Consider the following 24069-nt stretch of genomic DNA (forward strand, 5'->3'; position numbering starts at 1 on the left):
CGGCATGTACTGCGAAGGCCCGTTCGAACCGCCGGCGAAAGCAATCACCGCAACAATACCCAAGATAGATGCGAATTCTCTGACAGCCATTTCGCGCAGTCCTCCCGGGACTACTGCGCGGCCAAACTACCGTGTCAACGTGCTCGTGCCTGAGTCCCAGGCGTGTCCGTGATGAGCGTTAGCCTTGAGAACCGCCAAACGTTGTCGGTGCCTCTTGCGAACGTCGCCTTTAGAACTGCGGTGTAGTCCAAATTCGGAACTTCCATATCCGCCCACTGAATGGTTACGAGCAAGGTCGTTTTTCCTATTACCGTATCCTTATCCTGAGCGTGTAGGAGTGTGTTGCTCTCGAAGTGCCGGGCTTGCCGATCGTCACCGAGGTCATTGAGAATACCCGCCATGAATGTTCCCAGGTCCTCTGTGGAAACCGCGCCTCAGAAACCGCTTCGGGTGGGTCTGCGGTTCGATTTCTTTCAGGAGCACTGACTCATGGCCCAATTCAAGACTCAGTTTGACCAAGCAATTGTGTTGAACGTAGTCAAGGCGTTGATCCAGTGTGCCGGCTTTTTCAACGTTTGTCCTGAGGGGCAGCCGCAAGTGGGCGAAGCCTGCTTGTAGACGGTCCGCCCGATGAAAGGTTAGGCCTCAGGTTCGTGGCAAACCGCTTCAATGTTGTGCCCGTCCGGACCAATGACGAACGCTGCATAATAATTCGAGTGGTAGTGCGGGCGCAGACCAGGCGCACCATTATCTTTGCCACCGGCCTCCAGAGCCGCGCGATAGAAGGCTTCGACTTGCTGGCGTTTCTCGGCCGTGAACGCCAGGTGAAGATGCGCCGGCTTCTCCTCGGTTTGGTACAGGCACAAAGAAGCCTTCCCCTTTGGGCTAAGCTCGACGCCGTACGTGGGCGATCCCTCCGATACAACAGCTACGCCGAGTGGTTCGAGCGCCTTGAGGAAGAACGCTTTGCTCGCTGCATAATCGCTGACTCCGAATTTGACGTGGTCAAACATGCGTACTCCTGAAATGTGTAGGCCTGCCGGACGGTGCCTCTGCTACGCATCTTGCCAAGTCTGCTGCGCTGCAGAACGGTCCTTCGCGGCCGGTTTTGCGTCTCAGACTTTATTGCCATGTCTCAGCCGCCGATGGCAAGGAACAGGGTGGAAGTCGAGAGAGCAGCGCTCACTTTGTGTAAACCCGCAGGGTAGGTAGCTTGAGCTGACAAGAGTGCGCACTCGAGCCTTGCGTCGCTTCGGCGATGCTATCCATCAGGTGGAGGAAGCACTGCCGACGCGCTCGCCATGACCTCATGTCCCGCCTTGCAGATGCGCCGACGTCTCGCCGCATCTTCAACCCGCGCAACTTGGCGATGGCGTCCGGTTGTTCTGCCAAAGAATCAGCTGCGCGGCTGCAACAGCGCCAGGGCGACTGTCGATGCGGCAAGGACGGCGGTAAGGGTCAGGGGCCCGGTAGCGCCATAGTTGTCCACGACATAGCCGCCGACAACCGCGCCAATAGTGATGGCGACCTGGAAAGAGGTGACCATCAAGCTGCCCGCTGCTTCCAGCGCGTCGGGCGCCGCGCGGGACAGATTGGTCGGCAGCACCACCGGCGCCATGCCGAAGGCGAAGCCCCACAGTGTAGCGAAGCCGAAGGCAACGCCGATGTGCACGCCCCAAAGTACCAAAGCGAGCGCCGCAAACGCCATTAACGCAGCGGTGGCCGCTAGGGCCATGCGGATATTGGCGTCAGCCATGCGGCCACCGGCAATATTACCGATCACAGCCGCGATGCCAAACCCGAGCAGCGCCAGGGCAATCGGCCCGGTTGCAAGGAGCGTTACCTGTTCGAGGAAGGGGCGCACATAGACCGAGCCGGCAAAATGCCCCGTCATGAGCAAAAGAATAGCAAGCATGCCGAGTTGAATGCCACGCCGCCGCGTCAGCCGAAGGACATCGGCAAGACTGTTGCTTGTGCTTGCAGGCAGGGTCGGCAGGCTGAGCAACTGCAGCAGCATGGCAAGCGCAGCCAGCCCCGCTGTCATGGCCATGGCGCTGCGCCAGCCGAGCCAGTCGCTGATCAACGCGCCCATCGAGGGTGCGGCAATGGTGGCCAGCGAGACACCGAGGGTGACGATAGCCATGCCCCGGCCTGTCGCATTGGCGCCAACCAGCCTCGCTACCACGGCAACTGAAAGCGCCCAGAAAGCGCTGAGGGCGATGCCGAGCCCGGCCCGGCCTAACAATAATAGCCAGAAATCGGTCGCTACCGCCGCAAGAATATTGGAGGCGATCGCCAAGGCACTGAGACCAACCAGCACGGTCTTGCGGTTCAATCGGCCGATGAGAACATTGCTCAGCATGGCCGTCACGGCGCCGACGGAAGCGGTGGCGGTGACAACCTGTCCGGCGGTTCCCTCGCTGATGCCGAGATCGCGCGCCATTGGCGTCAACAGGCCTGCCGGCAGAAACTCGGCTGACACCAGCGCAAAACTGGTGGCCGCCATCGAAAGGACCGCGAACCAGGTTGCCGGGCTCCACGCGGCTGGCGCAGCGGCATCAAGGTCTATCGCGGCGCCATCAAGCTGTAATGTTGTGTCCGTCATTGAAGTATCTCCAAGGTTTAGAGATCTTCATAGACGAGTCTTTTCGGATGATATGTATCTTATAATCCGAATTCCATGTCCGTTCGTCCGGAAATTGTGCGACGCACAACGCCGGGCGAGACGCTGGTAATGCGCTTGAACGCGCGAGCGAAGGATGCCTCGGACTCATAGCCCAAGCGGGTAGCGACCTCGGCAACCGACATGCCGCTTTGCCCCAATAATTCGCGGGCAAGCTGCATACGCAGACGGGCGAGATAGCGTGCCGCGCCTTCCCCTAAAACAGCGCTGAAGCGCTCGGCGAAAATCGAGCGCGATTGGCCTGCCAGGCCGGCGAGGCTTTCGAGCGTCCAGTTGTGGCCGGGGTCTCGGTGCATGGCTGCCAGGGCTCGGCCGATATGGGGGTCGCGGATGGCGGCGAGCCAACCGGTGGTCGGGGCTCCGGTGCAATTGACCCAGCAGCGGATGAGCCGCGCTGTGAGCAGGTCCGCCATTCGTGACAAGATAGTGGCGCTGCCCATTTGCGGTTGTGTGGCCTCAGCCGTCATAGCCGCGAGCAAGGGACTAACGATCGGGTCATTGCCAGCCACGTCGCAGCCCTTGATGATTGGCGGCATCAATGTGATCAAGGGGTTAAGCGCACAGGCGCCCAAGGCCATGGAGCCGCAGAAAAGGGTGCTGGTCGCCCCCGTTCCTTCCCGCACCACTTCGCAGACGTTGCTCCCCAACTTGGTCACCTGACAACCCTTGAGCGAATCGCCTACAACATCCGGCGCGCTGGCCAGCCGATGGGCGATGCCTTGCGGCAGCAGCACCAGATCGCCATCGTGCAACTCCTGCCAGCCTTGCGCTTCGGTATGAATCCAGCATGGGCCTTGGCTGACAAAGTGAAAACGAAGCAGTGGTTGTTGCGGAAAGGCGATGCTCCATGGATGTCGCAGCTCGCAGCGGCCATAGTTGACGCCACTCAAGCGAAAGTCTTGGAGGACTTCGCTGAGCGCATCCATCGGGATCTGCGGCGGCGACGATGGTCGGGACGAATGGTCAAGCATTTGGCAAATATAAATGCCGATCGTCCGGCAGGCAAGTGGAGATGTGTTCGACACAATAGCGTTTCCGTGACTTTTCAACGCGAAACTTGGGGTTTGTCATGACATCGCTTAGGGATCTGTGCATGAGACCGTCATCGCAATGCAAACTGTTGCTTAAGATGGCGGCACTACCTTTTTAGGCGTTTCGAATTTCTTCCCGGTCTTCCTCGACAAGAAACAGCGGAAGATCCATCGGGCAGTTTTGCAACGTCACGCATTCGAGGGAATGCGGGCGATGACCTTTATCTCGAAGTCGAAGCCGGCTAGCCAGTTTACGCCTAGCGCAGTCCAGTTCGGGTAAGGTGCCTTGCTGAAAATCCGTTGCTTGACAGCCATGATTGTTGCGAACTGGTTCTCGGGGTCAGTGTGGAACGTCGTCACATCCACGATATCGTCGAACGTGCAGCCTGCGGCATCCAGTGTCGCCTTGAGGTTTTCGAAGGCCAGCTGGACCTGACGTTCAAAATCAGGTTCAGGCGTTCCATCGGAACGGCTGCCGACCTGCCCGGACACGAACAGGAGATCGCCGGATCGGATAGCGGCGGAATAGCCATGTTCCTCGTACAGAGCATGCCTGTTTGCAGGAAAGATTGCTTCGCGTTGGGCCATTGTCGATCTCTCTTGATTATCCGGGTTGATGACCGGTGAGTGCAGCGTGAACTGCAGCAGCTTCACATACGCCCGTATCATCTGATATACGGTGCGTATGTGAAATATTCTACATACGCACCGTATGTCAAGTTAATATACGCGTCGTATGTGAAATCAAGGCTAAGATGGCTAAACGACGCGTTGAGACGATGGAAGAGAACCGCGCCAAGCTAATCGCGGCTGCCCGAAAGGCTTTTGCGAAAAAGGGATACTCCGCCGCTTCAATGGATGAGTTGACCGCTGAAGTCAGTCTGACGCGGGGTGCGCTCTACCACAATTTCGGAGACAAGCGCGGGCTTTTGGCGGCAGTTGTCGATCAGATTGACTCGGAAATGGCATCGCGCGCCCAGAAGATCGGCGCCCGTGCTGGCAACGATTGGCAGGGCCTGCTTGCCGAGGGTGCCGCCTATATCGAGATGGCGCTTGATCCGGAAGTCCAACGCATCGTCCTGCTCGATGGACCTGCGGTGTTGGGTGATCCCTCGCGATGGCCCAGCCAGAGCAGTTGTCTCCAGGTCACCAAGCGAACAGTTGAACGCCTTATCGCACAAGGGCTCCTCAAGCCCATTGATGCAGAAGCGGCGGCGCGGCTTCTAAGTGGAGCTGCTCTCAATGCTGCTCTTTGGATCGCCGCCAGCGACGATCCAAAGGATGTACTGCCGAAGGCCATCCAGGCATTCCGTTCCTTGGCTGCGGGTCTGCTTGTGAACCCTGTGTGAACTTTTCGGGGCCCACCACTCCCGCCTGTTTGGAAATATGGCCTTGGCCGTTTGCTGCCGGCGGATATTCTTGCGGGCGGATGTCAGCGTCAGTGTCAATGTGGAAGTTCATTCAACAATCGAATTTTCGTCCTTATCTGCGTCCTTAGACGAACCGCTGTTGCTGTCTCTTCTAGGGCTTTTTCAGATAACTCTTAAAAACCTGTGGCGACAAAACCATGGGACTGGGAGCGACGTCCCCTGTCAGCATCTTGAAACGAATGCGCCTCGCCGGTCATCGCGCAAACAGCGCCCGATGTTCTCAACGTTGCTTCAAAAGGTGAAATGGCTCGACTGAACCTTTGATGCAGCTTCGTTGGGAGACGGACGTTCGGTTGTTCAAAGATAGCTGCCCCAACCCGGCCATGACGCAAGTTGTTGATCACAGCTACCGCTCGGAGAGGCGACGTTGATTGCTCGATGACAAATACTCCAAGAGGTCCCGCGCGGGCGACGATAATTCCTCCTCGGTGCGAAAGCAGATCGACAGCCGGCGTGTAGCCCAGTCATCGGCAAGGCGGACAAACGCGATCTTTGCAGATCGGCTGCAGCGGCGCGCCGCCGTCTCGGGCATGATGCCGAAACCGACGCCGGCGGCCGCCATGTGGCAGATGCCCTCAAAAGTGCGCATCCGCACCCGCACCTTCAGCTTGACGCCCGTCCTCGCGGCCTGGACAGCGAGGTGATCCTGCAGCGCGCCGCCCGCCAGACCGACAAAGTGTTGATCCAGAATATCGGCAAAGGCGACGCGCTTTTTCGCCGCCAGCACATGATCGCGCGAGATCACGACGACCAACCGGTCGATGGCGAAGGGACGCAACGGCAGGCCGGTGGTGGCGGCCGCATCCGAGAGAATGCCGAACTCCACTAATCCGCCCGAGACGGCTCTCGCGATTTCATCGCTCTGGCGCTCTCTCAGATCGACATCGATCTGCGGATGGACCGCCATCCATGTGCTGAGCCTTTCCGGCAAAAACTCGGTGAGGGTGGCCGTGTTTGCGGCAATCCGGACCGTCGCACGCAGGCCACTGGCGTGTTCGCCGAGTTCGCCGCGCATCTGCGCCATCTGGCGCTGGATCAGGCGGGCGTGATGCGCCAAGGTTTCGCCGGCCGCCGTCGGCCATACGCCGCGACGGCCGCGTTCGAGCAACTTGACTTCGCCGGCAGCTTCCATGTCGCGCAGCCGCTCGCTGGCCGCCGGCAACGAAAGTCCAACGTCCGCCGCCCCGTGCGTGATGCTGCCGGCATCTACCACGGCGAGGAACAGGCGAAGGTCGGTCAGATCAAAGCGCATACACAGAGCATATCCGATATCCAGCCTTCGGGCCAGCCGAAGCCTGGATATGGATCTTCCGCATTGTGTCTGCCGGGAGACCCCTTAAGCCAAGCTTATGATGGATTCCTCGATACCTCTCGTCGTCGCAGTAACCGCGACCTTTTTCGCCGCCGGCTTGGTGAAGGGCGTCACTGGCATGGGACTGCCAACGGTGGCCATGGGCGTGCTCGGCGCGCTGTTCTCGCCACTGTCCGCGGCCAGCCTGCTGATAGTCCCATCATTCGTGACCAATGTCTGGCAGCTTCTCGCAGGTCCGAATCTCGGCACGCTCGGGCGCAGATTCTGGCCAATGATGCTCGGGGTCGTCGTGGGGACAATTGCCGGCTCGTCGCTGCTCACCAGCGGCGACACCGTCCTCACAACGAGCGCGCTCGGGTGTGCTCTTGTCCTCTATGCCGTTTGGACGCTGGTTGCTCGTCAGATTCGCGTGCCAGCGATCCTGGAACCGTGGCTTTCTCCGGTCATCGGCGTTGCAACCGGCGCAATAACCGGGGGCACCGGCGTCTTCGTCATCCCGGCAGTGCCCTACCTTCAGGCGCTCGGCCTCGAAAAGGACGATCTGGTCCAGGCGCTCGGCCTGTCCTTCACCGTTTCCACGATTGCACTTGCGGCAGCCTTGCAATGGCGAAGCGCCCTTCAAATCGACAATCTCGCCGTTTCGGCGCTGGCGACCGCGCCGGCACTCGCCGGCATGTGGGCCGGGCAGATCATTCGCAACCGCGTCAGCTCGTCGACCTTCCGCCACTGGTTCCTGATCAGTCTGTGCGTTCTCGGCGCTGAAATGTTCACGAGGCCGTTTCTGTAGGTGGGGCTATGCGTTCTGTTTGAAAGTATCATTCTATTCAACCGTAACCCGGGCCTTCATATTCGGGTGAAAGCGGCAATAATATTCGAACAACCCCACCTCTTGCAGAACCAGACTTGCCGACTTGCCAGCCGGCATCAAGACTTCCCAGCCCCCCTTCACGGTGGCTGTGTGATCCAGAATATCCGTGTTGACCCATTCGATCGTATCGCCGATCTTTGCATTGATGGCCACAGGCGAGAATACGAGCTTGTCAATCGTAACCTGAATGGTTTCCGCCTGCGCCTGAACGGCGCCCAGGTTCATTACAACAAAAATGCCGATCCACAGATACCGTCGCGACAACATGTTCCTGCCCTTACTTGAGTTCAGACGCAACGTGCTCGGCGTGCTGTTGGTGTCCCTGGAATATTTTCAGACCAGTTTCCAGCAGGCTCTTGAGTTCAGAGTTACTCGCTGACGGGATCAGTACTGTTTCCAGCGCGCCATTTACCTGTTTGTGGTAGGCGACCTCGTTTTCGACATAGGCTTTGTCAAATGCACCACCGCTAAGTTTTGAGAGTTTGCCCTTTTCGGCCGCCGCTGCTTTGGCCAAGGCACGACTGGTATCATTATCCTCAGGGGTCACTTTGAGTTTCTTGACAAGGTCGAGTGCTTGTTTGTTCACCGCTTCATGGTCGCGAACCATGTCATTGGCGAAAGCCATGACATCCTTGTTTTTAGATTTTTCGATCGCTAGCTTCGCCGCCTCGATATCAATGGTGCCAGCAGTGTAGGCAATGTGCGCGATCTGGGGGTCGGTTGGCTTGTCGGCGGCTTGCGTCAGGGATGTGCCACCCAGCAAACAGAATATGGCCAATGCCGTGGTTGTTCGTGTAAACATGGGATCCTCCATCATCCGGACACAAACGGTCCGGGCATCGTTTCCAATTGACCACCATTGGATGCCGCGCGGGGAAAAGGTTCCCGGAAAAATTAGCCTGGAAAGCCGAGGCGTTTCATGACGGAGGCTGTGATCCGCTCGCAGCGCCGGCCAGCAAACGGGAAAGCGTCCAGTAGCATCGGTCCGATCTGCTGGTCAATTTGTTTGCGTACAAGATGCCGGGCACGGTGCAGCCTTGTCTTGACAGTCTCTGGCCGCAAACAAAGCAGTTCCGCCGTCTCATCGATACTCAGTCCTTCGATGATCCTGGCGATGAAAACTGTCCGGTAGGCGTCCGGGAGATTGTCGGTCGCCCTTTCGACCAGCTGGAGGATTTGCCGTTGCGCCATCGTCCGCTCCGGGTCTTCGCTTGTGTTAAGGGGAAACTGGATGATTTGCGCTGCTGAGTTCTGGGCGATCTTTGCAGCGGCGGCAGAGGCACGCCGATTCTTGCGCAGGCGTCCGAGCGCTTCGTTAATCACGATACGGGAAAGCCATGTGGAGAGTGAAGAAGCGCCACCAAAACTGTCGAGGGCGGTGAAAGCACTGACATAGGCCTCCTGGACTATATCCTCGGCTTCGCCGTCGTTACGGACGATGGCTCTGGCAAGCCGGTAGAGTCTGCGGTTGTGGGTCTGCATGATCGTACGAAATGCATCCGCGTCGCGGGTCAGCGCGCGGCGAACAAGATCGATATCGCCAGCGGGAGCTTCGGCAGCGTTTCTCTTATTGCGAACAACCGGCATGACAAATCTCCTCTACAACGCATTAGATGATGTTTGCGCGCAAAGGTTCCCAGATCATCGCCTCTTTTATGATGCAAGTTAAGCCTGTTGGAGCTGTCTATTGCATCCGGCAGTCGCCATTGGTGCTGTGACGTTGTTGGAAACGTTCAGCATTGAGCAGGGCTAAAGTGCTGATTCAGTCTCCTTGGTGGAAGGACATTGAGATTATGGATGACGAAGACCACAGCACAAGGGGCAGTCCTACCGCTCCAGCCCCGACTGGCATGTGCCTTGGGAAGCAGCCGCTCAGAATGATCGACCACTTCGTACACAGCGCGTCGTGGATGCGACAGTATATCGCGAAGTTGGAAAGCTAACCTTTACCCGGGAAAGAGTACGTCAATCGCAGCAGATTGTCCCACAGTCTCCTCACAGATTTCTGCACTGTCACAAAGTCCTCTCCGAGTCCGGTGGCAGCGGCCCAGCAGGTTCAGCGTCAAGTAGATCGCGTGCAACGGGCGTCAGGCTTACTCGAACCTGCCTTTCGTCAGCGGGAGCGCGCTGGCGCCGGCAGCCTCATTTCCTTTTCTGAGGGTAAAGCGTTTCCCCGCGCTTAAGCATCTCGACGAAGGTCTCGATCTTCTCCTTCCGCCCAGCCTCTGTCTTCATGTTGTGCGTGCGGAAGGCCAGTGCGAAACGGTTCTGCTCGGTTAGCTTCGCCAGCATCTCTTTAGCCCTAGGCTCGGCATCGATGGCAGCCTGAAGATCGCTCGGGATCTTCATTTCCTTGCCGCTCCCGTACGCGCGGTCCCACCGGCCATCTCCCCTTGCCGCATCAACTTCCTTCAACCCGTGCTCCGTCATCCGGCCTTCGCTTATGAGCCGAGCGACGTTGTTGACATTGATCTGGCTCCAAGTACTTTTCCTGCCGCGCCGCGTGTAGCGCTGTAGATAGCTTTTGCTGTCAAGGCCTTTGCGGATCGCGTCGATCCAGCCCCAGCAGAGCGCCACGTCGATTGCCTCCTTGGGAGTGATCGATTTGAGCCCGGAACCCATCTTGTGGATTTTGATCCAGACCTCATCCTCGCTGTCGTGGTGCTCGCCGAGCCATTCGTAGAAGCTCTCGCCACTCTCGAACGTATGAACCTTGGCGGGATCAACCCGCACCAGTGTCACTGGGTAAATCCCATGGCGACTGGAACATGGATGTTTGACAAGCCTTCAGCTCCACGAATCATTCCTTGCTTGTGGTTTCAAATTTGCAACGCCTAGTTCAAATTGGTTTGTCGCCTAGCGAATCGAAACAAAATTTAGCAGGAAGTTTCCACATCCCAAATCGGTTTCGTGGCCCGACTGAAACCGTGGAATTACATTATCAAAGTGAATCGCAAGTTATCGGCCTTTTCCAGGGAACCGTTTCTCCGGGGGGTGAACAACGCTCGCCGCAGCGCATGCAAGCGATTGCTTGGTCAGCGTCACAAAGACACTCTTGTCTCTGCTTTGATCGTGCTCATCTTTCAGCCCCGGTCTACGATCCGCGCTGGTCAGTGTTTGCAGATACAACCAGCGGCCCGGCCCGGATTTAGCTGGCCGCAACGTTCCGACCGGCTCATATGGCAAACCCTCCTGTAACAACCCGTGTCGAAGCAATTCGCAGTGATCCGGACGCTTGAGAACGGCCGCACATTTTAAAATCATCATCGGTTGAGAAACGGGAGCGATCCCTCAAAAGGAGGGCAAATTCGACCCGCGGGCCGAACGATACGAGGAGGGCTGCAGGATTTTGTCAGGTTGGCACACCATACATTTCATTGCGCACTGGACGGGCGAAAGGAATGACCAGGAGGGAAATGAGGGTGATCAATGCGATCATCGCCCAAGCGTCGTTGATCGACTCAACAAGCGCTGCCTTCGTTACCAAAGGACTGAATATGGCTTGGGCTCCCGCGCCAAACCCGGCGAGGCCTTCGCCATGGAGTTTGTCGAGTGGGATTCCGACAAACTGTGCCGTTTGCGGGTCCCCAGCCAGCAGCCGATTTGCTAGATCTACACCATGCGTGGATGCCCGCGAGTAGATAACGGTATCGATCAGGGCCAAGCCGAGCGCGCCTCCCAGATTGCGCATGAGGTTGAACAGGCCACTTGCGTCGGGTATCCGATGATGCGGTAGATTTCCGAGCGCCAGACGCGTGGGCGCCAAAATGCAGAACATCACCGCAACGCCTCGGATGATTTGAGGCCAAAACATCTCGTCGGCATCCGTTGCCGGTGTTTGGAACGCGCTGCATCCGAGACCCACGGCAAATACCGAGTAACCCAGCGCCGTGAGAAGCCTTGCATCCATGCGCTGCTCGAGAAAAACAGCGATCGGGGCAACGATGATTTGCGCTACTCCCGTTGCCAGCATCATCGTCCCAATCATGAATGCGCTGTGACCACGAACGTAAGCCAGGAATACGGGCATCAGGTAAACCGAGCCGAACAGGCCAAACCCAAGCAGAAAGCTCAAGGCGCACCCGATCGTAAAGTTGAGGTCGTTGAAGTTGCGCAGGTTCACCAAAGGGACCGGGTTGCTCCAGGTGCGATGGACAAATCCGGCAAAGCTGGCAGCGCCGAGAACGGCAAGGCCGAGGACTTGACCGTCCGTCCAACCGCGCTTGGGCGCTTCCTTCAGTGCGATTTCCATGGCGGCGAGTGCGATCGCCATCATAAAAAGGGAGATTAAATCCAACTTTCGTATCTCACCAAGTCGTGTTTGTTCGCGCGGCAATAGCGTGGCTGCAAGAACTGCCGCCGTGATCCCCGGCAGGACATTGATGAGAAACAACCAGTGCCAGGAATATGATTCGGTGATCCAGCCTCCCACCATGGGACCGACAGTGGGTGCCAATACTGCGACGACACCGGCAGCGGTCGTGGCGATGCCTTGGAGATTTTCCGGAAAAAGAATGAACACCGCGGAGAAGATGAGTGGTATGAGCGCGCCGCCGGCGAGCCCTTGGACAATACGCCATGCAAGCAATTCTGAGAAATTGCCGCTCAAAGCGCACCCGACAGATGCGAGTGTGAACAGGATTATCCCGCATACAAAGAGCCAACGCATCGTGAGCAGTCGGGTCAAGAAGCCATTCAGCGGTATGGCGACCACTTCTGCGATCAGATAGGCAGTTTGTATCCAGCTCATCTGATCGGGATCGATGTCGAGAGCGTGCTGAATGTTCGGCAATGACGTTGACACGATCTGTACGTCGAGGATTGCCATGAACATGCCAATGCACAGGGCGGCAAAACCGAACCAGGTGCTCACCGTCGGAGGTGTTATAACGATCGACTTAGCATCGGGAGGCATCGCGGAACTCCGATAGCGCCAATTCTAATTCTCACTGACGGATTGCCGCTATGCAAACTGTCCAGCATGGGCCTTACCCGATGTCCAGCGGACGGAGGGGTCAGCTATTCACTAGGAGCTACCGCACCATAGCACCAGTAACATACAGTATGAACTGTCAGGTGGGTGGCCGGCTTCGACCTCCCTGCCTCGTTCAATCCGCTGCGGTGGAGGACCTGAGTTTGAATCGCCTTCCACTTGGGTTGTTCCCGTGTGTGTGTCGGAAGCCGCCTGTTTCAGTGTAGGCTACATTCACCTGCTCCCCCAACGGCCCAAGGTTCGCTATGCGTTATGGGCATTAATAAGTTTATTGGTAGCAGCACACAGCGCTCTCCACAGAGGGTCGGTAACGGGCCCATATGACCCAGCATGTAAATTTTTACGAACAGACCTCCGCATTGCAGATAGCTCCATTGGAACGATTATATGACGCGGACGTTAGGCGGAGGCGGCTGGTCGGCCGTGGACGCTAGTCCTACAGGCATCGCTGCTAGGAAGCTGCAGACAAGGAGCATATCATGAACAACCTCATCTGGCTGGTCGGAGCCGTCGTCATTGTTCTGTTCATACTCGGATTTTTTGGACTTCGTTAGGGTCCCAAATTAGTCGCTTTTAAGAAAAGTTCGTCTCGGCTCTTCGGTTCATAGGAGGGCTCGAATAGCGATCGCCATAGTGGGCCATAAAGAACGCGGCGTCTTGGCTCGTCCGTGTCTTTGCGCGCTCGAGACAATCGTCGTGGTGCCGCAAGGCCAGCGCACGCCTCCTTCACGCAGAACGGCTTGAATGACAAATTTTTCCTGCGTTACAAAGCCTTCAAGTCGTTCTAGCCTATACACAGAATTATGGAGGCTACGATGACCGCAGAAAAGGCCGCCAGACGTGGGCGAAGCGCGCGACGCGATGGCGCGGCAAAACCTCACGGTGTGCCCTATATCGTTCGAAACATCCCGACATACGACATTCTGTCTGAAGAAAACCTCCAGAAGATCGAGCGCACGGCAGACCGCATCCTGGCCGAGGTCGGGATAGAGTTTCGCGACGATCCTGCTGCGGTCGATCACTGGAAGCGGGCCGGAGCCAAGGTGGACGGCGTCCTTGTCCGCTTCGAGCCGGGAATGCTTCGCGAAATCGTCTCTTCCGCGCCGAGTATGTTCACCCAGCACGCCCGCAATCCTGCAAACAACGTCCAAATCGGGGGCGATAATGTCGTCTTTTCGCCCGCCTACGGTTCGCCCTTCGTCATGGATCTCGATAAAGGCCGTCGCTACGGCACGATCGAGGACTTTCGCAACTTCATCAAGCTTGCCCAGAGTAGCCCTTGGCTGCACCATTCTGGTGGTACGATCTGCGAACCTGTTGACGTTCCAGTCAACAAACGTCACCTCGACATGGTTTACAGCCATATCAAGTATTCAGATCGCGCGTTCATGGGATCGGTGACGGCGGAGGCGCGCGCGGAGGACTCGGTCGAAATGGCACGCATCCTTTTCGGTGCGGAGTTCGTCGACCAGAGCTGTGTCATCCTGGGCAACGTCAATGTGAACTCCCCGCTGGTCTGGGACGGCACCATGACGACGTCTCTACGCGCCTACGCCCGCGCCAACCAAGCTGCCGTCGTCGTGCCCTTCATTCTTGGTGGTGCAATGGGACCGGTCACCAATGCGGGAGCCATTGCACAGTCCCTTGCCGAGACGCTCGCCGGTTGCGCCTTGACGCAGCTCGAAAGGAAGGGCGCCCCAGTCATCTTCGGAAACTTCCTGTCTTCCATGTCGCTACGATCCGGATCGCCGACATTCGGAACCCCCGAACCTGCCATCGGCTCCATGGTCGTCGGCCAGCTCGCACGGCGGCTGAAACTCCCTTTGCGCTGTGCCGGTAACTTCTCAAATTCGAAACTGCCCGATGGTCAGGCCATGCAAGAAGGATTGATGTCCATGCTGTCGGCCATCCAGTGCGGAGCGAACTTTATCCTCCATTCGGCAGGTTTCCTCGATGGGCTGCTGTCCATGTCCTACGAGAAGTTCGTGATGGACTCCGACCTTTGCGGCGCTCTTCATTCCTATTTAGCGGGCGTCGCAGTCGATGATAACACGCTGGCATTCGACGCATTCGAGGAGGTCGGCCCCGGCAATCACTTCCTCGGCTCAGCTCATACGATGCGAAACTATCAGAGCGCCTTTTGGGATTCGACACTGTCGGACAACGAACCCTTCGAGAAGTGGAGCGAGGAAGGCGGGTCAACGGACATTGCGACTCGCGCAAACCGCCAATGGAAGAAGACGCTGGAGGAATTTGAAGCGCCACCGCTCGACGTCTCCGTTGACGAAGCGCTTTGCGACTTCGTGGCAAGACGCAAGGCCTCCATGGCTGATAGCTGGTACTGAAACTGGAGATGGCCCGGCCGATAATCGTGCTTCGTAAATCCCATAATGTCTCAACCGCAACAACGGTGCTTATCGTGGTTTCCCGCTAAGGCGCTTAGCTTGAATCGTGGCGGGAATCATACTTGATGCAAGTCATACCAAGCTTGAAAGCAGCGTTCGCTATTTCGGGATCGAAGTTAATGACGGTCTCGCAACTTCCGAGCAGGTCGATCTCTGACTCAGGTGCGGACGGCGCTAACGCGTCCCTTCCTGACACGTACACGACACTCGGCAGCGAGCTGAAAGTGCCCGCAACATGCCAAGTCGGCCATTCGACCTAGGCGTGGTTGTTGGAACACTGCAATACCGAAAGGGGCCCTGGTACCTGTTGGCAGCCGGATCTTGAGCGGACATCATGAAACCTTTTGCTGTTTAAGTCGTTATCGCCGTTATGTCCGGGGCCAAATCCAAGTCGAAATCAATTGACAGCGCCAAACCACGCGGTGCTAAAAAGCCCCGCCAGGGGAAGGCATCGACTGTCAAAGTCGCGTCTGCGGCCGATGACCAAGGCGCGCCGCCGGATTTCATCGACCCTGATCCAAAACTGACGCCTGAGGAGGCCGAGCAGGCGCGCAAGAGGTACTTGCTGACGCGTTTCTGGATCAGCGCGCGCAAGTATTGGGGCCGCGGTGGCGATAGGCTCGCCTGGCCGCTATCAATCGGGCTTTTGATTCTGATATGTATCAATGTTGGCTTCCAGTACGGGATCAATGTCTGGAATCGGGCAATTTTCGACGCGATCGAGCAACGCAATGCCCGCACCGTTTATTTCCTAAGCGCCGTTTTCCTGCCGCTCGTGCTCGGAACCGGGAGCCTGGTTGTTGCACAAGTCTTCCTTCGTATGACGATTCAGCGCCGCTGGCGTTCCTGGCTCACGACCGCAGTCATCGCGCGTTGGCTCGCAAACGGCCGTTACTATCAGTTAAACCTCGTCGGCGGCGACCACACGAACCCCGAAGCCCGCATCGCGGATGATTTGCGGATTGCCACCGAATCGCCCGTCGATTTCATCGCGGGTGTCATCTCCGCATTTCTGTCGGCCTCGACCTTCATCGTCGTGCTCTGGACCATCGGCGGGGCCCTGACCCTGACGATCGCAGGTTCCACCGTCACTGTTCCCGGCTTCCTCGTCATCACTGCGATACTCTACGCCGCGATCACGTCCACCTCGATGGCGGTCATTGGCCGCCGTTTCATCCATCTCTCCGAGGAAAAAAATCAGGCGGAAGCCGAATTCCGCTATACGCTGACGCGCGTGCGGGAAAACGGCGAGAGTATCGCATTGCTCGGCGGCGAGGAGGAGGAGCGTAGCGGCATCGACAAGACGTTCGCCAATGTGCTCAGGCGATGGGCCCTTCTTACGGGCCAGCATATGCGCACAGCGCTGGTCTCGCAGGGGGCGAGCCTTTTTGCGCCGGTCGTGCCGGTTTTGCTTTGCGCTCCGAAATTTCTCGAAGGTAGCATGACACTTGGACAGGTAATGCAGGCTGCCTCTGCCTTTGCCATCGTGCAGGGCGCGTTTGGATGGCTGGTCGACAACTACCCTCGTCTCGCCGATTGGAACGCCTGTGCACGGCGCATCGCTTCGCTGATGATGTCGCTCGACGGCCTCGAGCGCGCGGAACAGAGCGACGCCTTCGGACGTATCAGGCGCGGCGAAACGGAAGGCGATGCGATGCTCAGCTTGAACAATCTCTCCGTGTCGCTTGACGACGGCACCGCCGTGGTCAAGGAAACCGAGGTCGTGGTCGAGCCAGGCGAACGGGTGCTTGTGGCCGGCGAGTCCGGTTCAGGCAAGAGCACACTGGTGCGGGCCGTCGCAGGTCTGTGGCCCTGGGGTGAGGGCAGTGTTAATTTCCACGCCGACAGACGACTGTTCATGTTACCGCAACGGCCGTATATCCCCTCCGGGACGCTTCGCCGTGCAGTTGCCTATCCCGGCGCCGCCGATAACTGGACGTTGGAGAAGATCAACGCGGCTCTCGATAAGGTGGGACTCGGTTATCTGAATGGCAAGATCGAGGAAGACGCGCCATGGGACCAGACCTTGTCGGGTGGCGAAAAACAGCGGCTCGCGTTCGCGCGCCTCCTGCTGCACACTCCCGACATCATCGTGTTGGATGAAGCGACCTCAGCACTCGATGAGAAAAGCCAGGACAAGATGATGGAGATGCTCATCCACGAATTGCCCAAGGTCACCATAATAAGCGTCGCGCATCGAGCCGAGCTGGAAGCTTTCCATAGCCGCAAGATCACATTGGAGCGCCGCGAGGGCGGCGCAAAGCTTGTCAGCGATATCGATCTTGGTCAGCGCAAGAGCAGACGGAACGTGCTGGAACGCCTTCTGAGGCACCCAAGAAGCATCTCTGGGCGACACAGGTCATCCGTCCGGAGTTGACAGTAGGACGGCTTCTGGACGCGAGGCCGGACATTCTTATGGCGCAGCGATTGTAGAAGAATTTTTGGTACAAATCAGGTTCAACAAAGAATCCGCTTATTACCGGCATTTTCGAGGAAGGTTTATTGCTCGCATTACACTTCGGACGCTTTGGACGTACAGTGTCAGGACCGCTCAATCTGTGGGCCTGTGCTATCTTTTCCGCTGTCTTCCCAGAGCGATCACTGAGGGGCGATTGTTTTGATCATCTTCAAATTCAGGTCACGGAGGTAGCGACAATGCACGAAAACGAAATCGATGCGGTCAGGGCGCTCTTGCAATCCCGTCCGCGACCCTCGAGCCTCGCCGAACGTCGCCAGCGCCTCGATCTCGTGGCAGCCGCAGATCCGATCGCGCCCGATATCCAGTTCAAACCTCAAATGGTCGGCATGCTTGACGCAGAATGGTCGCTGGCACCGGGAAGCGATACGACCAAGACGCTGCTGTTTTTCCATGGCGGCGGCTATTGTTCCGGATCGATCCAAAGCCATCGCAGGATGGTCGCCGAGACCGGTCGCGCGGCGCGCGTCCGCACGCTTGCACTCGGTTACCGGCTCGCGCCGGAGAACCCGTTTCCGGCTGCGCTAGACGATGGGCTTGCCGCGTTCGAGTTCCTGCTCGCTCAAGGGATCCCGGCGGCGTCAATCGCGGTCGGCGGCGACAGTGCTGGCGGCGGGCTGACGCTGGCGACCATGATACGTTTGCGTGAGGCCGGCAAACCGCTGCCCGGTTGTGCTTGGTTGGTATCGCCTTGGGTCGATCTCGAAATGACCGGTGCGAGTATGGACGAGAAGGATGCCGTCGATCCGCTGATTCACCGCGACTATCTCGAAGAGCTCGCGGACGCTTATCTCGGCGGGACCAGCGCTCGCGAGCCGCTCGCTTCGCCGCTCCATGCCGATCTCGCAGGGCTCCCGCCGATCCTCATCCAGGTTGGTTCGGCCGAGACGCTCCTCGACGATGCAATGCGGATCGCCCGCCGGCTCGGGGCGGTCAACGTGGCGACAAGTCTCGAGATCTGGCCACACATGATCCACGCTTGGCATCTGTGGGCGGCACGACTGATTTCGGGGCGAATGGCGATCGCCTCAGCTGGCGCGTTCATCAACGAACGACTGGCAACTTGAAGCGCCCCCTGCCGATACCGACGAGCCGGCAGGCGTCAGGGTGATATGCCCGATCTGTGCTCCGAATGTCGCATAGTGGATGTTGCTGAGCCGAACTTCTCAACACCGCATTGAATAGGCCTTTGGTTCGGTTCGACATCAAGGCGCATTGTGCGTGCTTCAAAGAGGACCTTCTCAGCCGGTCGATGCGGCTGTGAAAACTGCCAACTGAGCGTCGAAAGCGCGCTTGTATGCGGGCCGTGCTTCGCCGCGGGCGATGTAGGCGGAGAGGTTCGGATACTCGTCCAGTATACCCGATCGTTTCAATCTGAGCAGCACCGACACCATCTGAAGGTCGCCGACGCTGAAGTCGCCGTCGAGCCAGTCGGCATCGCCAATTCGACCGGAGAGTTCGCTCAGTCGCTTCCGGATGCGTTCCTCGACGGCAGACAGGCGCTGCTCGTACCAAGTCTCGTCGCCCTCGAGGTAACTGGCGACCTCGCGATCAACGATTGGCGGCTCCAGCGTGGTGAGCGCGGCAAACATCCATGAGATCGCGCGCGCCCGGGCATTCGCATCATCTGGCAGCAGACCCACATGGCGCTCCGCGATGTGGAACACGATTGCCCCCGACTCGAACAGAGCGAGATCGCCTTCTTCATAGGTCGGAATTTGCCCGAAAGGATGAAGCGCAAGATGCGCGGGTTCCTTCATCGCTTTGAACGAAAGAAGACGAACGTCGTAAGGCTGGCCCACTTCTTCAAGCGCCCAGCGAACGCGCATGTCACGCGCCAGACCCTTGCCGCCATCGGGCGACCGTTCGAAGGCGGTAATTGTGATAGTCATCGCTGTTCTCCATAGCTGTCTCTCTCGAAGACGATTGAATAAACAAAATTCCGACATTCCGTGTTCGAGCTAATCCTCGCGGTCCGATGACATGGCGACGTTATCAGGAATGCTACGCATGGCCAGTTTTGCAATCGCACTTTTTATTGGGAGACTCTCGAAACGGTCTCTGATGACGTTGTGGAAACTTGGCTCCAAGGGTCATCGCCAAAGCCGCACATCAATCGTCTCAGGACGCTCTCCTTCGACTGATTCAGTTCTTCATCTTCCGCCATGCCCGTGATCGCCCGGTTTTGCTGAGGGGAATGGAGTTCGGGGGCGAACGCGATGATCCCCCATGGACGCGGCTTGGAGTGGTATCTATTTATCTTGAGTGGCTTGCCACCTTGGCTGCCTGATTGCGGAGGATACGGACATGTGGTTGGAACTCACGCGAGGCGAAGACAGCGAGCGAGTTATCGTTAATATGTCGAATGTCATCAGGTTTTACCGCGACGCTGAGGACGAGCGTACAATAATTTGCGCAGGTACCGGCGCTGGCGACAATCCTAATTTTCGTGTTCTCGAACCAGTTAAATATATCCTGAACGCGATATCTGAAGAGCAAGAAAGACTTGCACGAATTGGCAAGTAAAGTGAACCATAGTGCAATGACTCGTGTTTCTTTTATCGAACCCGAGTCCTGTCTGATCACTCCATGCGGACGAGGGTTGATACTGTGACCACCCGCTGATCAGGTTTTGCGTGGCGAGAATAAGTTTGCCGCCGGGTAGCGTGTCAACTGCGACCCCTGACCCCCGTGCCTGAACCTACGCCCCTCGTCGAAATCGATCGAAAAAGGTTATTGAACTGATGATCAGCATGCGGCGGACGAAGATCCAGCATTAAGTCCGCCGGTTCGTTGCCCGTTTTTGATGGCAGCATGGCACATGCAAGAGCTTGACCGTCTCAAGCCACCGTCGACAGATCTTTAATGGGCATAGACCGTCCTTGCTATAATTCCCCACCGAAATGCCGTGGCCACGAATCTATCTCAGTCGAAAATCTGAACAGGAACTTCATGAGACCAATGACCTGCCGTATGTTTACATCAGCCCTTGCATCTCCGCCCCTCAGCCTCCTTCCAAAGGGCGTGCTGGCAAAAGATGTCGTCCAGGCAACGAACGTCGTGCTTGCCCAGGGCCCGTTCGCTGACGGTTCATGTTGTCTGACGTGATTGGCCATCTTCAGGAAAGGTGACCTCGGTGCAGAACCCGCTGACGTATAGGCGTCTGGATTTCCCCAAGACAAATCGTACAATCTTAGTGGAAGGTAGTCGGGCGTGGTCGCCTCCGCGAGGCCGATTGAAATCTCGCCAGGTCCCGGCGGAGAGCGGCTGAGAGCGGAGCGAACTCAAACTTGCCCTCCGCCGCCAACTGTCTTCGGCTTTTTTGAGGGAGAGAGTTCATGCGTCCACTGGCTCAGTGCCAAGCACTACTGGCCGCGGTTCTTGCGAGTGCTGCTGCCGTGATATCGACATCCGCGCCTGCTCAGGATCGCCTCGCCGAGCGTGCCGCGATGATCGAAGCGATCAAATTACACGCCCGCTCAGCGCCGTCGGCGGTCGAGGGCCAGGGCATCGACGCGGCGGTGCTGAAGACCATGGGGAAGGTGCCGCGACACTCTTTCGTGCCCGAGCAGCAGCGCAGCGCGGCCTATTTGGATCGGCCACTGCCGATCGGATACGGTCAGACGATCTCGCAGCCCTTCATCGTCGCGCTGATGACCGACCTGATCAATGTTGGCCCTGGTGACGTTGTCCTTGAGGTTGGCACTGGCTCGGGCTATCAGGCGGCCGTCTTGTCGCCGCTCGTAGCGAAGGTTTACTCGATTGAGATCATCCCAGAACTGGGTAAGAGGGCAGCGGCCCGACTTAAGGAGCTGCGCTTCGACAATGTCGAGGTGAAGGTAGACGACGGTTACTATGGTTGGCGTGCGCACGCGCCTTTCAACGGCATCGTGGTGACTGCCGCTGCCAGCCACATCCCGTCGCCCCTGGTCGAACAGCTCGCCAAGGGGGGCCGGATGGTAGTCCCCGTGGGAGGCCCGTTCGCGACCCAGTTTCTTATGCTGATCGAGAAGCGACGGGACGGAAGCATTACGACCCGGCAACTGCTGCCGGTGAGCTTTGTGCCGCTGAGGGGCGGTAGGGCCAGATGAGAGCGGGATGCCTGTTGCCGGTCGGTCTCATATCGGCGGCGACTCTTTCCTACGAAGTGTTGTTGATGCGGCTCTTTTCGATCGTTCAATGGCAATATTTTGCCTATATGATCATAAGCATCGCGCTCCTGGGCTTCGGCGCAAGCGGTTCATTCGTTGCATTGGCCCGTCGCCCCCTGGTGGAGCGATATCCGGCCGCTTTCGCAGCGTCGGCAGCGCTGTTCGGCATTACAGCGGTGGCCAGCTTCGCCGGTGCCGAACGCCTGCCGTTCAATCCGCTTGAGATCGTCTGGAATCCAGGCCAGCTCGGTTGGCTCGCGGCCAGCTATGCTCTCCTGTTCCTGCCGTTCTTTTTCGGTGCAACCTGTATCGGCCTTGCCTTCAGCCGCCATCCTGACCGGATCGGGCGCGTCTATGCCTTCGACCTGGTTGGCGCAGGCGCCGGTGCGTTAGGCACCGTCGGGCTCTTGTTCCTGGTCTTTCCCTCCGTGGCGCTGCGCTTGATCGCAGCCCTGGGCTTCGTGGCAGCTGCCCTCTCCGCGACGGGCATGGCTCGCCATCGGTGGCTCGCCGCGGGCAGCCTCGGGCTTGCAGCCGCGGCCATCGCGGTGTGGCTACCACCTTCCTGGACAGCCCCCGACCCGCATATGTCGCAGTACAAGGGCCTCCGCATGGCACTCGAAGTGCCGAACGCGCGAGTGGTCGAGGAGCGATCGAGCCCGCTCGGACTGCTGACTATCGTCGAGAGCCCGACCGTCCCTTTCCGACACGTGCCCGGCCTTAGCCTCGCCAACACGCAAGAGCCGCTCGCACAACTCGCGGTCTTCACCGATGGCGAAAGTATTACGACCATCACCGCCTATGACGGCGCTCCGGCGACGCTCGCTTATCTCGACCGGACAACAGCGGCGCTCCCGTACCGCATTCTTGAGCGGCCGCGAATGCTAATCCTCGGTGCCGGCGGCGGCGAGCAGGTGTTGCTGGCGCTGCGCGCCGGGGCCGATACCGTGGATGCGGTAGAGGTCAACCCGCAGATGATCGACCTGGTTCGGAATCGCTTCGCCGACTTCGCCGGTGGCATCTTCAGCCGACCGAACGTCCATGTACATCTAGCCGAGGCACGCGCCTTCGCTGCGACGACTGACGAGCGTTACGACCTGATCCAAATGCCGCTCCTTGACTCCTTCAGCGCGGCCGCGGCCGGCGTGCAGAGCATGCATGAGAACTACACCTACACCGTAGAAGCACTGCGAGACTACCTAACGGTGCTCAAACCGGAGGGAGTCATCGCCATCACGCGATGGCTGCGGGTGCCGCCGCGCGACATCCTCAAGCTGTTCGCCACTGCTACCGCAGCGCTTGAGGCGGATGGCGTGGCTGAGCCAGGCACGCACCTGGCTCTGATCAGGAGCTGGAACACTGCAACCCTGCTTGTCGCCAAGGCGCCGTTCATAGGCGAAGACGTCGCAGCAATTCGCCGCTTCGCAGCCGAGAATTTCTTTGACATCTCCTGGGCGCCGGGCATCTCCACGAGCGACGTGAACCGCTACAACCAACTCGACCAGGAATATCTCTACGAGGGAGCCCTCGCTCTCCTCGGCCCTGGGCGAGCCGGCTTCACCGAACGATACAAGTTTGATATTTCACCGGCCACTGACAATCGGCCGTATTTCTTCGACTTTTTCCGCTGGCGCGCCCTGCCCGAACTCCTGACACTGCGCACCCAAGGTGGAGCAGCGATGCTCGACTGGGGCTACCTGATCCTGGTGACAACGCTCGTCCAGGCCGCTGTCCTCAGCGCCGTCCTCATCCTTTTCCCGCTCTGGCTTCGTCGGCGTGCACCCCCGAGAGCCGAACGCCGGTTGCGCTTCGGTCTGTATTTTCTTGCTTTGGGCCTGGCCTTCCTCTTCATCGAGATAGCCTTCGTCCAGCGCTTCCTGCTGTTCCTTGGCCATCCGCTCTACGCTGTCGCTGTCGTGCTCGCGGGTTTTCTTGCCTTCGCAGGTTTGGGTAGCGCCATAGCGGCACGCTGGATGGCGGCGGTTGGACGCGGATCAGCGGTCCGCGGCATTACACTCGCCGTCGTGGTGATCGCATTGCTCGCTGCCACCTACCTACTCGCGCTGCCCCTGATATTCGAACGACTGCTGGCACTACCGGATGCCGCGAAGATCGCGATCACACTTCTCCTCATAGCCCCACTCGCCGTCTTCATGGGCATGCCGTTCCCCCTCGGCCTCGGCTACGTTGGCGCACGCTCAGAGGCGCTTATTCCCTGGGCGTGGGGGATCAATGGCTGTGCGTCGGTGCTGAGCGCAATCCTCGCCGCACTGCTTGCAATGCATGTCGGGTTCACTGGCGTCGTGACGATCGCCACGATCCTCTATCTAGTCGCCCCGGCCTTACTCGCCGGTCCGCTGGACGCAGCCTTGCTTGCGAAGAGGATATCCGATCCACAGGGTTCCTGAGGTGCGGGCCCGCGCTACGCCCCGATCACTCACCGGATCATCGGCCATGACCCAGCGATTGCTCCAAGCACCAGTGTTGCTGTCATTCGGGTTCAACCGATTGGTGCGGTGCCGGAGGCCAAGCCTGCCGGGCGAGGGGCAGGATGGCGTTTAGCGAATGCCGGCCGAGGCGGCTGCGCGCCGAGGGCGGCAATCGTCTATTTCCTTTGGCGTCAGCATAAGGCTCGCCCCCAGCGGCCGCGATGGGGCATGTCTGACCGGAGACCGCCTCGCGGTGCTCGGCTCGATCGTCCTCCCGCAACGGCCGGCCCG

20 protein-coding genes and 1 pseudogene are annotated in these 24069 nt (G+C 58.5%); 8 read left to right on the plus strand and 13 right to left on the minus strand.

What is annotated here, in order from left to right:
• Nucleotides 1-638: 638 nt before the first annotated feature.
• The 4 genes from CU103_RS24655 to CU103_RS24670 form a co-directional block, all read right to left on the minus strand.
• Complete coding sequence (locus CU103_RS24655; protein ID WP_106666662.1) at nt 639-1013, minus strand: VOC family protein; 375 nt, start codon at nt 1011-1013, stop codon at nt 639-641.
• Between the two features lie 383 nt (nt 1014-1396).
• On the minus strand, nt 1397-2605 hold the full coding sequence (locus CU103_RS24660; protein WP_106666663.1) for an MFS transporter: 1209 nt from the start codon (nt 2603-2605) through the stop codon (nt 1397-1399).
• A gap of 59 nt (nt 2606-2664) precedes the next feature.
• Complete coding sequence (locus tag CU103_RS24665; RefSeq protein ID WP_162707368.1) at nt 2665-3654, minus strand: AraC family transcriptional regulator; 990 nt, start codon at nt 3652-3654, stop codon at nt 2665-2667.
• 249 nt (nt 3655-3903) lie between these two features.
• Nucleotides 3904-4302 carry a RidA family protein gene (locus CU103_RS24670; protein WP_106666664.1) on the minus strand — a complete coding sequence of 133 codons (399 nt, stop codon included), beginning with the start codon at nt 4300-4302 and terminating at the stop codon, nt 3904-3906.
• A 167-nt stretch (nt 4303-4469) separates the two neighbouring features.
• Here CU103_RS24670 and CU103_RS24675 point away from each other — a divergent pair, with 167 nt between their 5' ends.
• On the plus strand, nt 4470-5063 hold the full coding sequence (locus CU103_RS24675; RefSeq protein WP_106666665.1) for a TetR/AcrR family transcriptional regulator: 594 nt from the start codon (nt 4470-4472) through the stop codon (nt 5061-5063).
• A gap of 427 nt (nt 5064-5490) precedes the next feature.
• Here CU103_RS24675 and CU103_RS24680 read toward each other — a convergent pair whose 3' ends face one another.
• Entirely contained in the window at nt 5491-6396 is a 906-nt protein-coding gene (locus CU103_RS24680) for a LysR family transcriptional regulator (protein WP_106666666.1), read from the minus strand.
• A 97-nt stretch (nt 6397-6493) separates the two neighbouring features.
• Here CU103_RS24680 and CU103_RS24685 point away from each other — a divergent pair, with 97 nt between their 5' ends.
• Nucleotides 6494-7243: a sulfite exporter TauE/SafE family protein gene (locus CU103_RS24685; RefSeq protein ID WP_106666667.1), complete on the plus strand. Its 750-nt coding sequence runs from the start codon at nt 6494-6496 to the stop codon at nt 7241-7243.
• A 33-nt stretch (nt 7244-7276) separates the two neighbouring features.
• On the opposite strand, the gene CU103_RS24690 is transcribed toward CU103_RS24685, so the two are convergent.
• The 6 genes and pseudogenes from CU103_RS24690 to CU103_RS24720 form a co-directional block, all read right to left on the minus strand.
• A complete protein-coding gene (locus CU103_RS24690) occupies nt 7277-7591 on the minus strand; it encodes a cupredoxin domain-containing protein (RefSeq protein ID WP_106666668.1) in 315 nt (104 codons plus the stop codon).
• A 10-nt stretch (nt 7592-7601) separates the two neighbouring features.
• Nucleotides 7602-8126: a DUF4142 domain-containing protein gene (locus tag CU103_RS24695; RefSeq protein ID WP_106666669.1), complete on the minus strand. Its 525-nt coding sequence runs from the start codon at nt 8124-8126 to the stop codon at nt 7602-7604.
• A gap of 92 nt (nt 8127-8218) precedes the next feature.
• Nucleotides 8219-8911 carry an RNA polymerase sigma factor gene (locus CU103_RS24700; protein ID WP_106666670.1) on the minus strand — a complete coding sequence of 231 codons (693 nt, stop codon included), beginning with the start codon at nt 8909-8911 and terminating at the stop codon, nt 8219-8221.
• A 352-nt stretch (nt 8912-9263) separates the two neighbouring features.
• Nucleotides 9264-9457, minus strand: a pseudogene (locus CU103_RS32260) (MarR family transcriptional regulator); the annotation flags it as partial.
• A gap of 9 nt (nt 9458-9466) precedes the next feature.
• Nucleotides 9467-10066, minus strand: coding sequence for a YdeI/OmpD-associated family protein (locus CU103_RS24715; RefSeq protein WP_106666672.1), 600 nt, complete (start codon nt 10064-10066; stop codon nt 9467-9469).
• A gap of 610 nt (nt 10067-10676) precedes the next feature.
• Nucleotides 10677-12239 carry a DHA2 family efflux MFS transporter permease subunit gene (locus tag CU103_RS24720; RefSeq protein WP_106666673.1) on the minus strand — a complete coding sequence of 521 codons (1563 nt, stop codon included), beginning with the start codon at nt 12237-12239 and terminating at the stop codon, nt 10677-10679.
• Between the two features lie 893 nt (nt 12240-13132).
• Here CU103_RS24720 and CU103_RS24725 point away from each other — a divergent pair.
• The 3 genes from CU103_RS24725 (at nt 13133) to CU103_RS24740 (ending at nt 18265) form a co-directional block, all read left to right on the plus strand.
• Complete coding sequence (locus CU103_RS24725) at nt 13133-14662, plus strand: trimethylamine methyltransferase family protein (RefSeq protein WP_245448987.1); 1530 nt, start codon at nt 13133-13135, stop codon at nt 14660-14662.
• Nucleotides 14663-15092: 430 nt separating this feature from the next.
• Nucleotides 15093-17099 carry an ABC transporter ATP-binding protein/permease gene (locus CU103_RS24735; RefSeq protein ID WP_106666675.1) on the plus strand — a complete coding sequence of 669 codons (2007 nt, stop codon included), beginning with the start codon at nt 15093-15095 and terminating at the stop codon, nt 17097-17099.
• 278 nt (nt 17100-17377) lie between these two features.
• On the plus strand, nt 17378-18265 hold the full coding sequence (locus CU103_RS24740) for an alpha/beta hydrolase (RefSeq protein WP_106666676.1): 888 nt from the start codon (nt 17378-17380) through the stop codon (nt 18263-18265).
• A 174-nt stretch (nt 18266-18439) separates the two neighbouring features.
• Here the strand turns inward: CU103_RS24740 and CU103_RS24745 are convergent, their stop codons facing one another.
• Nucleotides 18440-19090: a glutathione S-transferase family protein gene (locus CU103_RS24745; protein ID WP_106666677.1), complete on the minus strand. Its 651-nt coding sequence runs from the start codon at nt 19088-19090 to the stop codon at nt 18440-18442.
• Nucleotides 19091-19505: 415 nt separating this feature from the next.
• Here CU103_RS24745 and CU103_RS24755 point away from each other — a divergent pair, with 415 nt between their 5' ends.
• The 3 genes from CU103_RS24755 to CU103_RS24765 all read left to right on the plus strand — a co-directional run bounded on the left by CU103_RS24755 (nt 19506) and on the right by CU103_RS24765 (nt 23757).
• Nucleotides 19506-19724: a hypothetical protein gene (locus CU103_RS24755; protein ID WP_106666679.1), complete on the plus strand. Its 219-nt coding sequence runs from the start codon at nt 19506-19508 to the stop codon at nt 19722-19724.
• An 812-nt stretch (nt 19725-20536) separates the two neighbouring features.
• Nucleotides 20537-21289 carry a protein-L-isoaspartate(D-aspartate) O-methyltransferase gene (locus CU103_RS24760; RefSeq protein ID WP_106666680.1) on the plus strand — a complete coding sequence of 251 codons (753 nt, stop codon included), beginning with the start codon at nt 20537-20539 and terminating at the stop codon, nt 21287-21289.
• A 14-nt stretch (nt 21290-21303) separates the two neighbouring features.
• The gene (locus CU103_RS24765) at nt 21304-23757 is read left to right on the plus strand and encodes a class I SAM-dependent methyltransferase (RefSeq protein WP_245448988.1); all 2454 of its coding nucleotides are present in this window, start codon (nt 21304-21306) and stop codon (nt 23755-23757) included.
• An 82-nt stretch (nt 23758-23839) separates the two neighbouring features.
• On the opposite strand, the gene CU103_RS31810 is transcribed toward CU103_RS24765, so the two are convergent.
• Nucleotides 23840-24069, minus strand: a 230-nt coding sequence (locus CU103_RS31810) for a hypothetical protein (protein ID WP_210203834.1), incomplete at its 5' end; no start/stop codon positions are given.

The sequence above is a fragment of the Phyllobacterium sophorae genome, from assembly GCF_003010965.1.
GTDB classification, from domain to species: domain Bacteria; phylum Pseudomonadota; class Alphaproteobacteria; order Rhizobiales; family Rhizobiaceae; genus Phyllobacterium; species Phyllobacterium sophorae.

Excerpts from the sequence above, each read along its gene's own strand:
- CU103_RS24655 (WP_106666662.1), bottom strand. The coding sequence starts at position 1,013 with ATGTTTGACCACGTCAAATTCGGAGTCAGCGATTATGCAGCGAGCAAA.
- CU103_RS24660 (WP_106666663.1), bottom strand. The coding sequence starts at position 2,605 with ATGACGGACACAACATTACAGCTTGATGGCGCCGCGATAGACCTTGAT.
- CU103_RS24665 (WP_162707368.1), bottom strand. The coding sequence starts at position 3,654 with ATGCTTGACCATTCGTCCCGACCATCGTCGCCGCCGCAGATCCCGATG.
- CU103_RS24725 (WP_245448987.1), top strand. The coding sequence starts at position 13,133 with ATGACCGCAGAAAAGGCCGCCAGACGTGGGCGAAGCGCGCGACGCGAT.
- CU103_RS24695 (WP_106666669.1), bottom strand. The coding sequence starts at position 8,126 with ATGTTTACACGAACAACCACGGCATTGGCCATATTCTGTTTGCTGGGT.
- CU103_RS24720 (WP_106666673.1), bottom strand. The coding sequence starts at position 12,239 with ATGCCTCCCGATGCTAAGTCGATCGTTATAACACCTCCGACGGTGAGC.
- CU103_RS24670 (WP_106666664.1), bottom strand. The coding sequence starts at position 4,302 with ATGGCCCAACGCGAAGCAATCTTTCCTGCAAACAGGCATGCTCTGTAC.
- CU103_RS24735 (WP_106666675.1), top strand. The coding sequence starts at position 15,093 with ATGTCCGGGGCCAAATCCAAGTCGAAATCAATTGACAGCGCCAAACCA.
- CU103_RS24755 (WP_106666679.1), top strand. The coding sequence starts at position 19,506 with ATGTGGTTGGAACTCACGCGAGGCGAAGACAGCGAGCGAGTTATCGTT.
- CU103_RS24685 (WP_106666667.1), top strand. The coding sequence starts at position 6,494 with ATGATGGATTCCTCGATACCTCTCGTCGTCGCAGTAACCGCGACCTTT.
- CU103_RS24740 (WP_106666676.1), top strand. The coding sequence starts at position 17,378 with ATGCACGAAAACGAAATCGATGCGGTCAGGGCGCTCTTGCAATCCCGT.
- CU103_RS24745 (WP_106666677.1), bottom strand. The coding sequence starts at position 19,090 with ATGACTATCACAATTACCGCCTTCGAACGGTCGCCCGATGGCGGCAAG.
- CU103_RS24700 (WP_106666670.1), bottom strand. The coding sequence starts at position 8,911 with ATGCCGGTTGTTCGCAATAAGAGAAACGCTGCCGAAGCTCCCGCTGGC.
- CU103_RS24690 (WP_106666668.1), bottom strand. The coding sequence starts at position 7,591 with ATGTTGTCGCGACGGTATCTGTGGATCGGCATTTTTGTTGTAATGAAC.
- CU103_RS24760 (WP_106666680.1), top strand. The coding sequence starts at position 20,537 with ATGCGTCCACTGGCTCAGTGCCAAGCACTACTGGCCGCGGTTCTTGCG.
- CU103_RS24675 (WP_106666665.1), top strand. The coding sequence starts at position 4,470 with ATGGCTAAACGACGCGTTGAGACGATGGAAGAGAACCGCGCCAAGCTA.
- CU103_RS24680 (WP_106666666.1), bottom strand. The coding sequence starts at position 6,396 with ATGCGCTTTGATCTGACCGACCTTCGCCTGTTCCTCGCCGTGGTAGAT.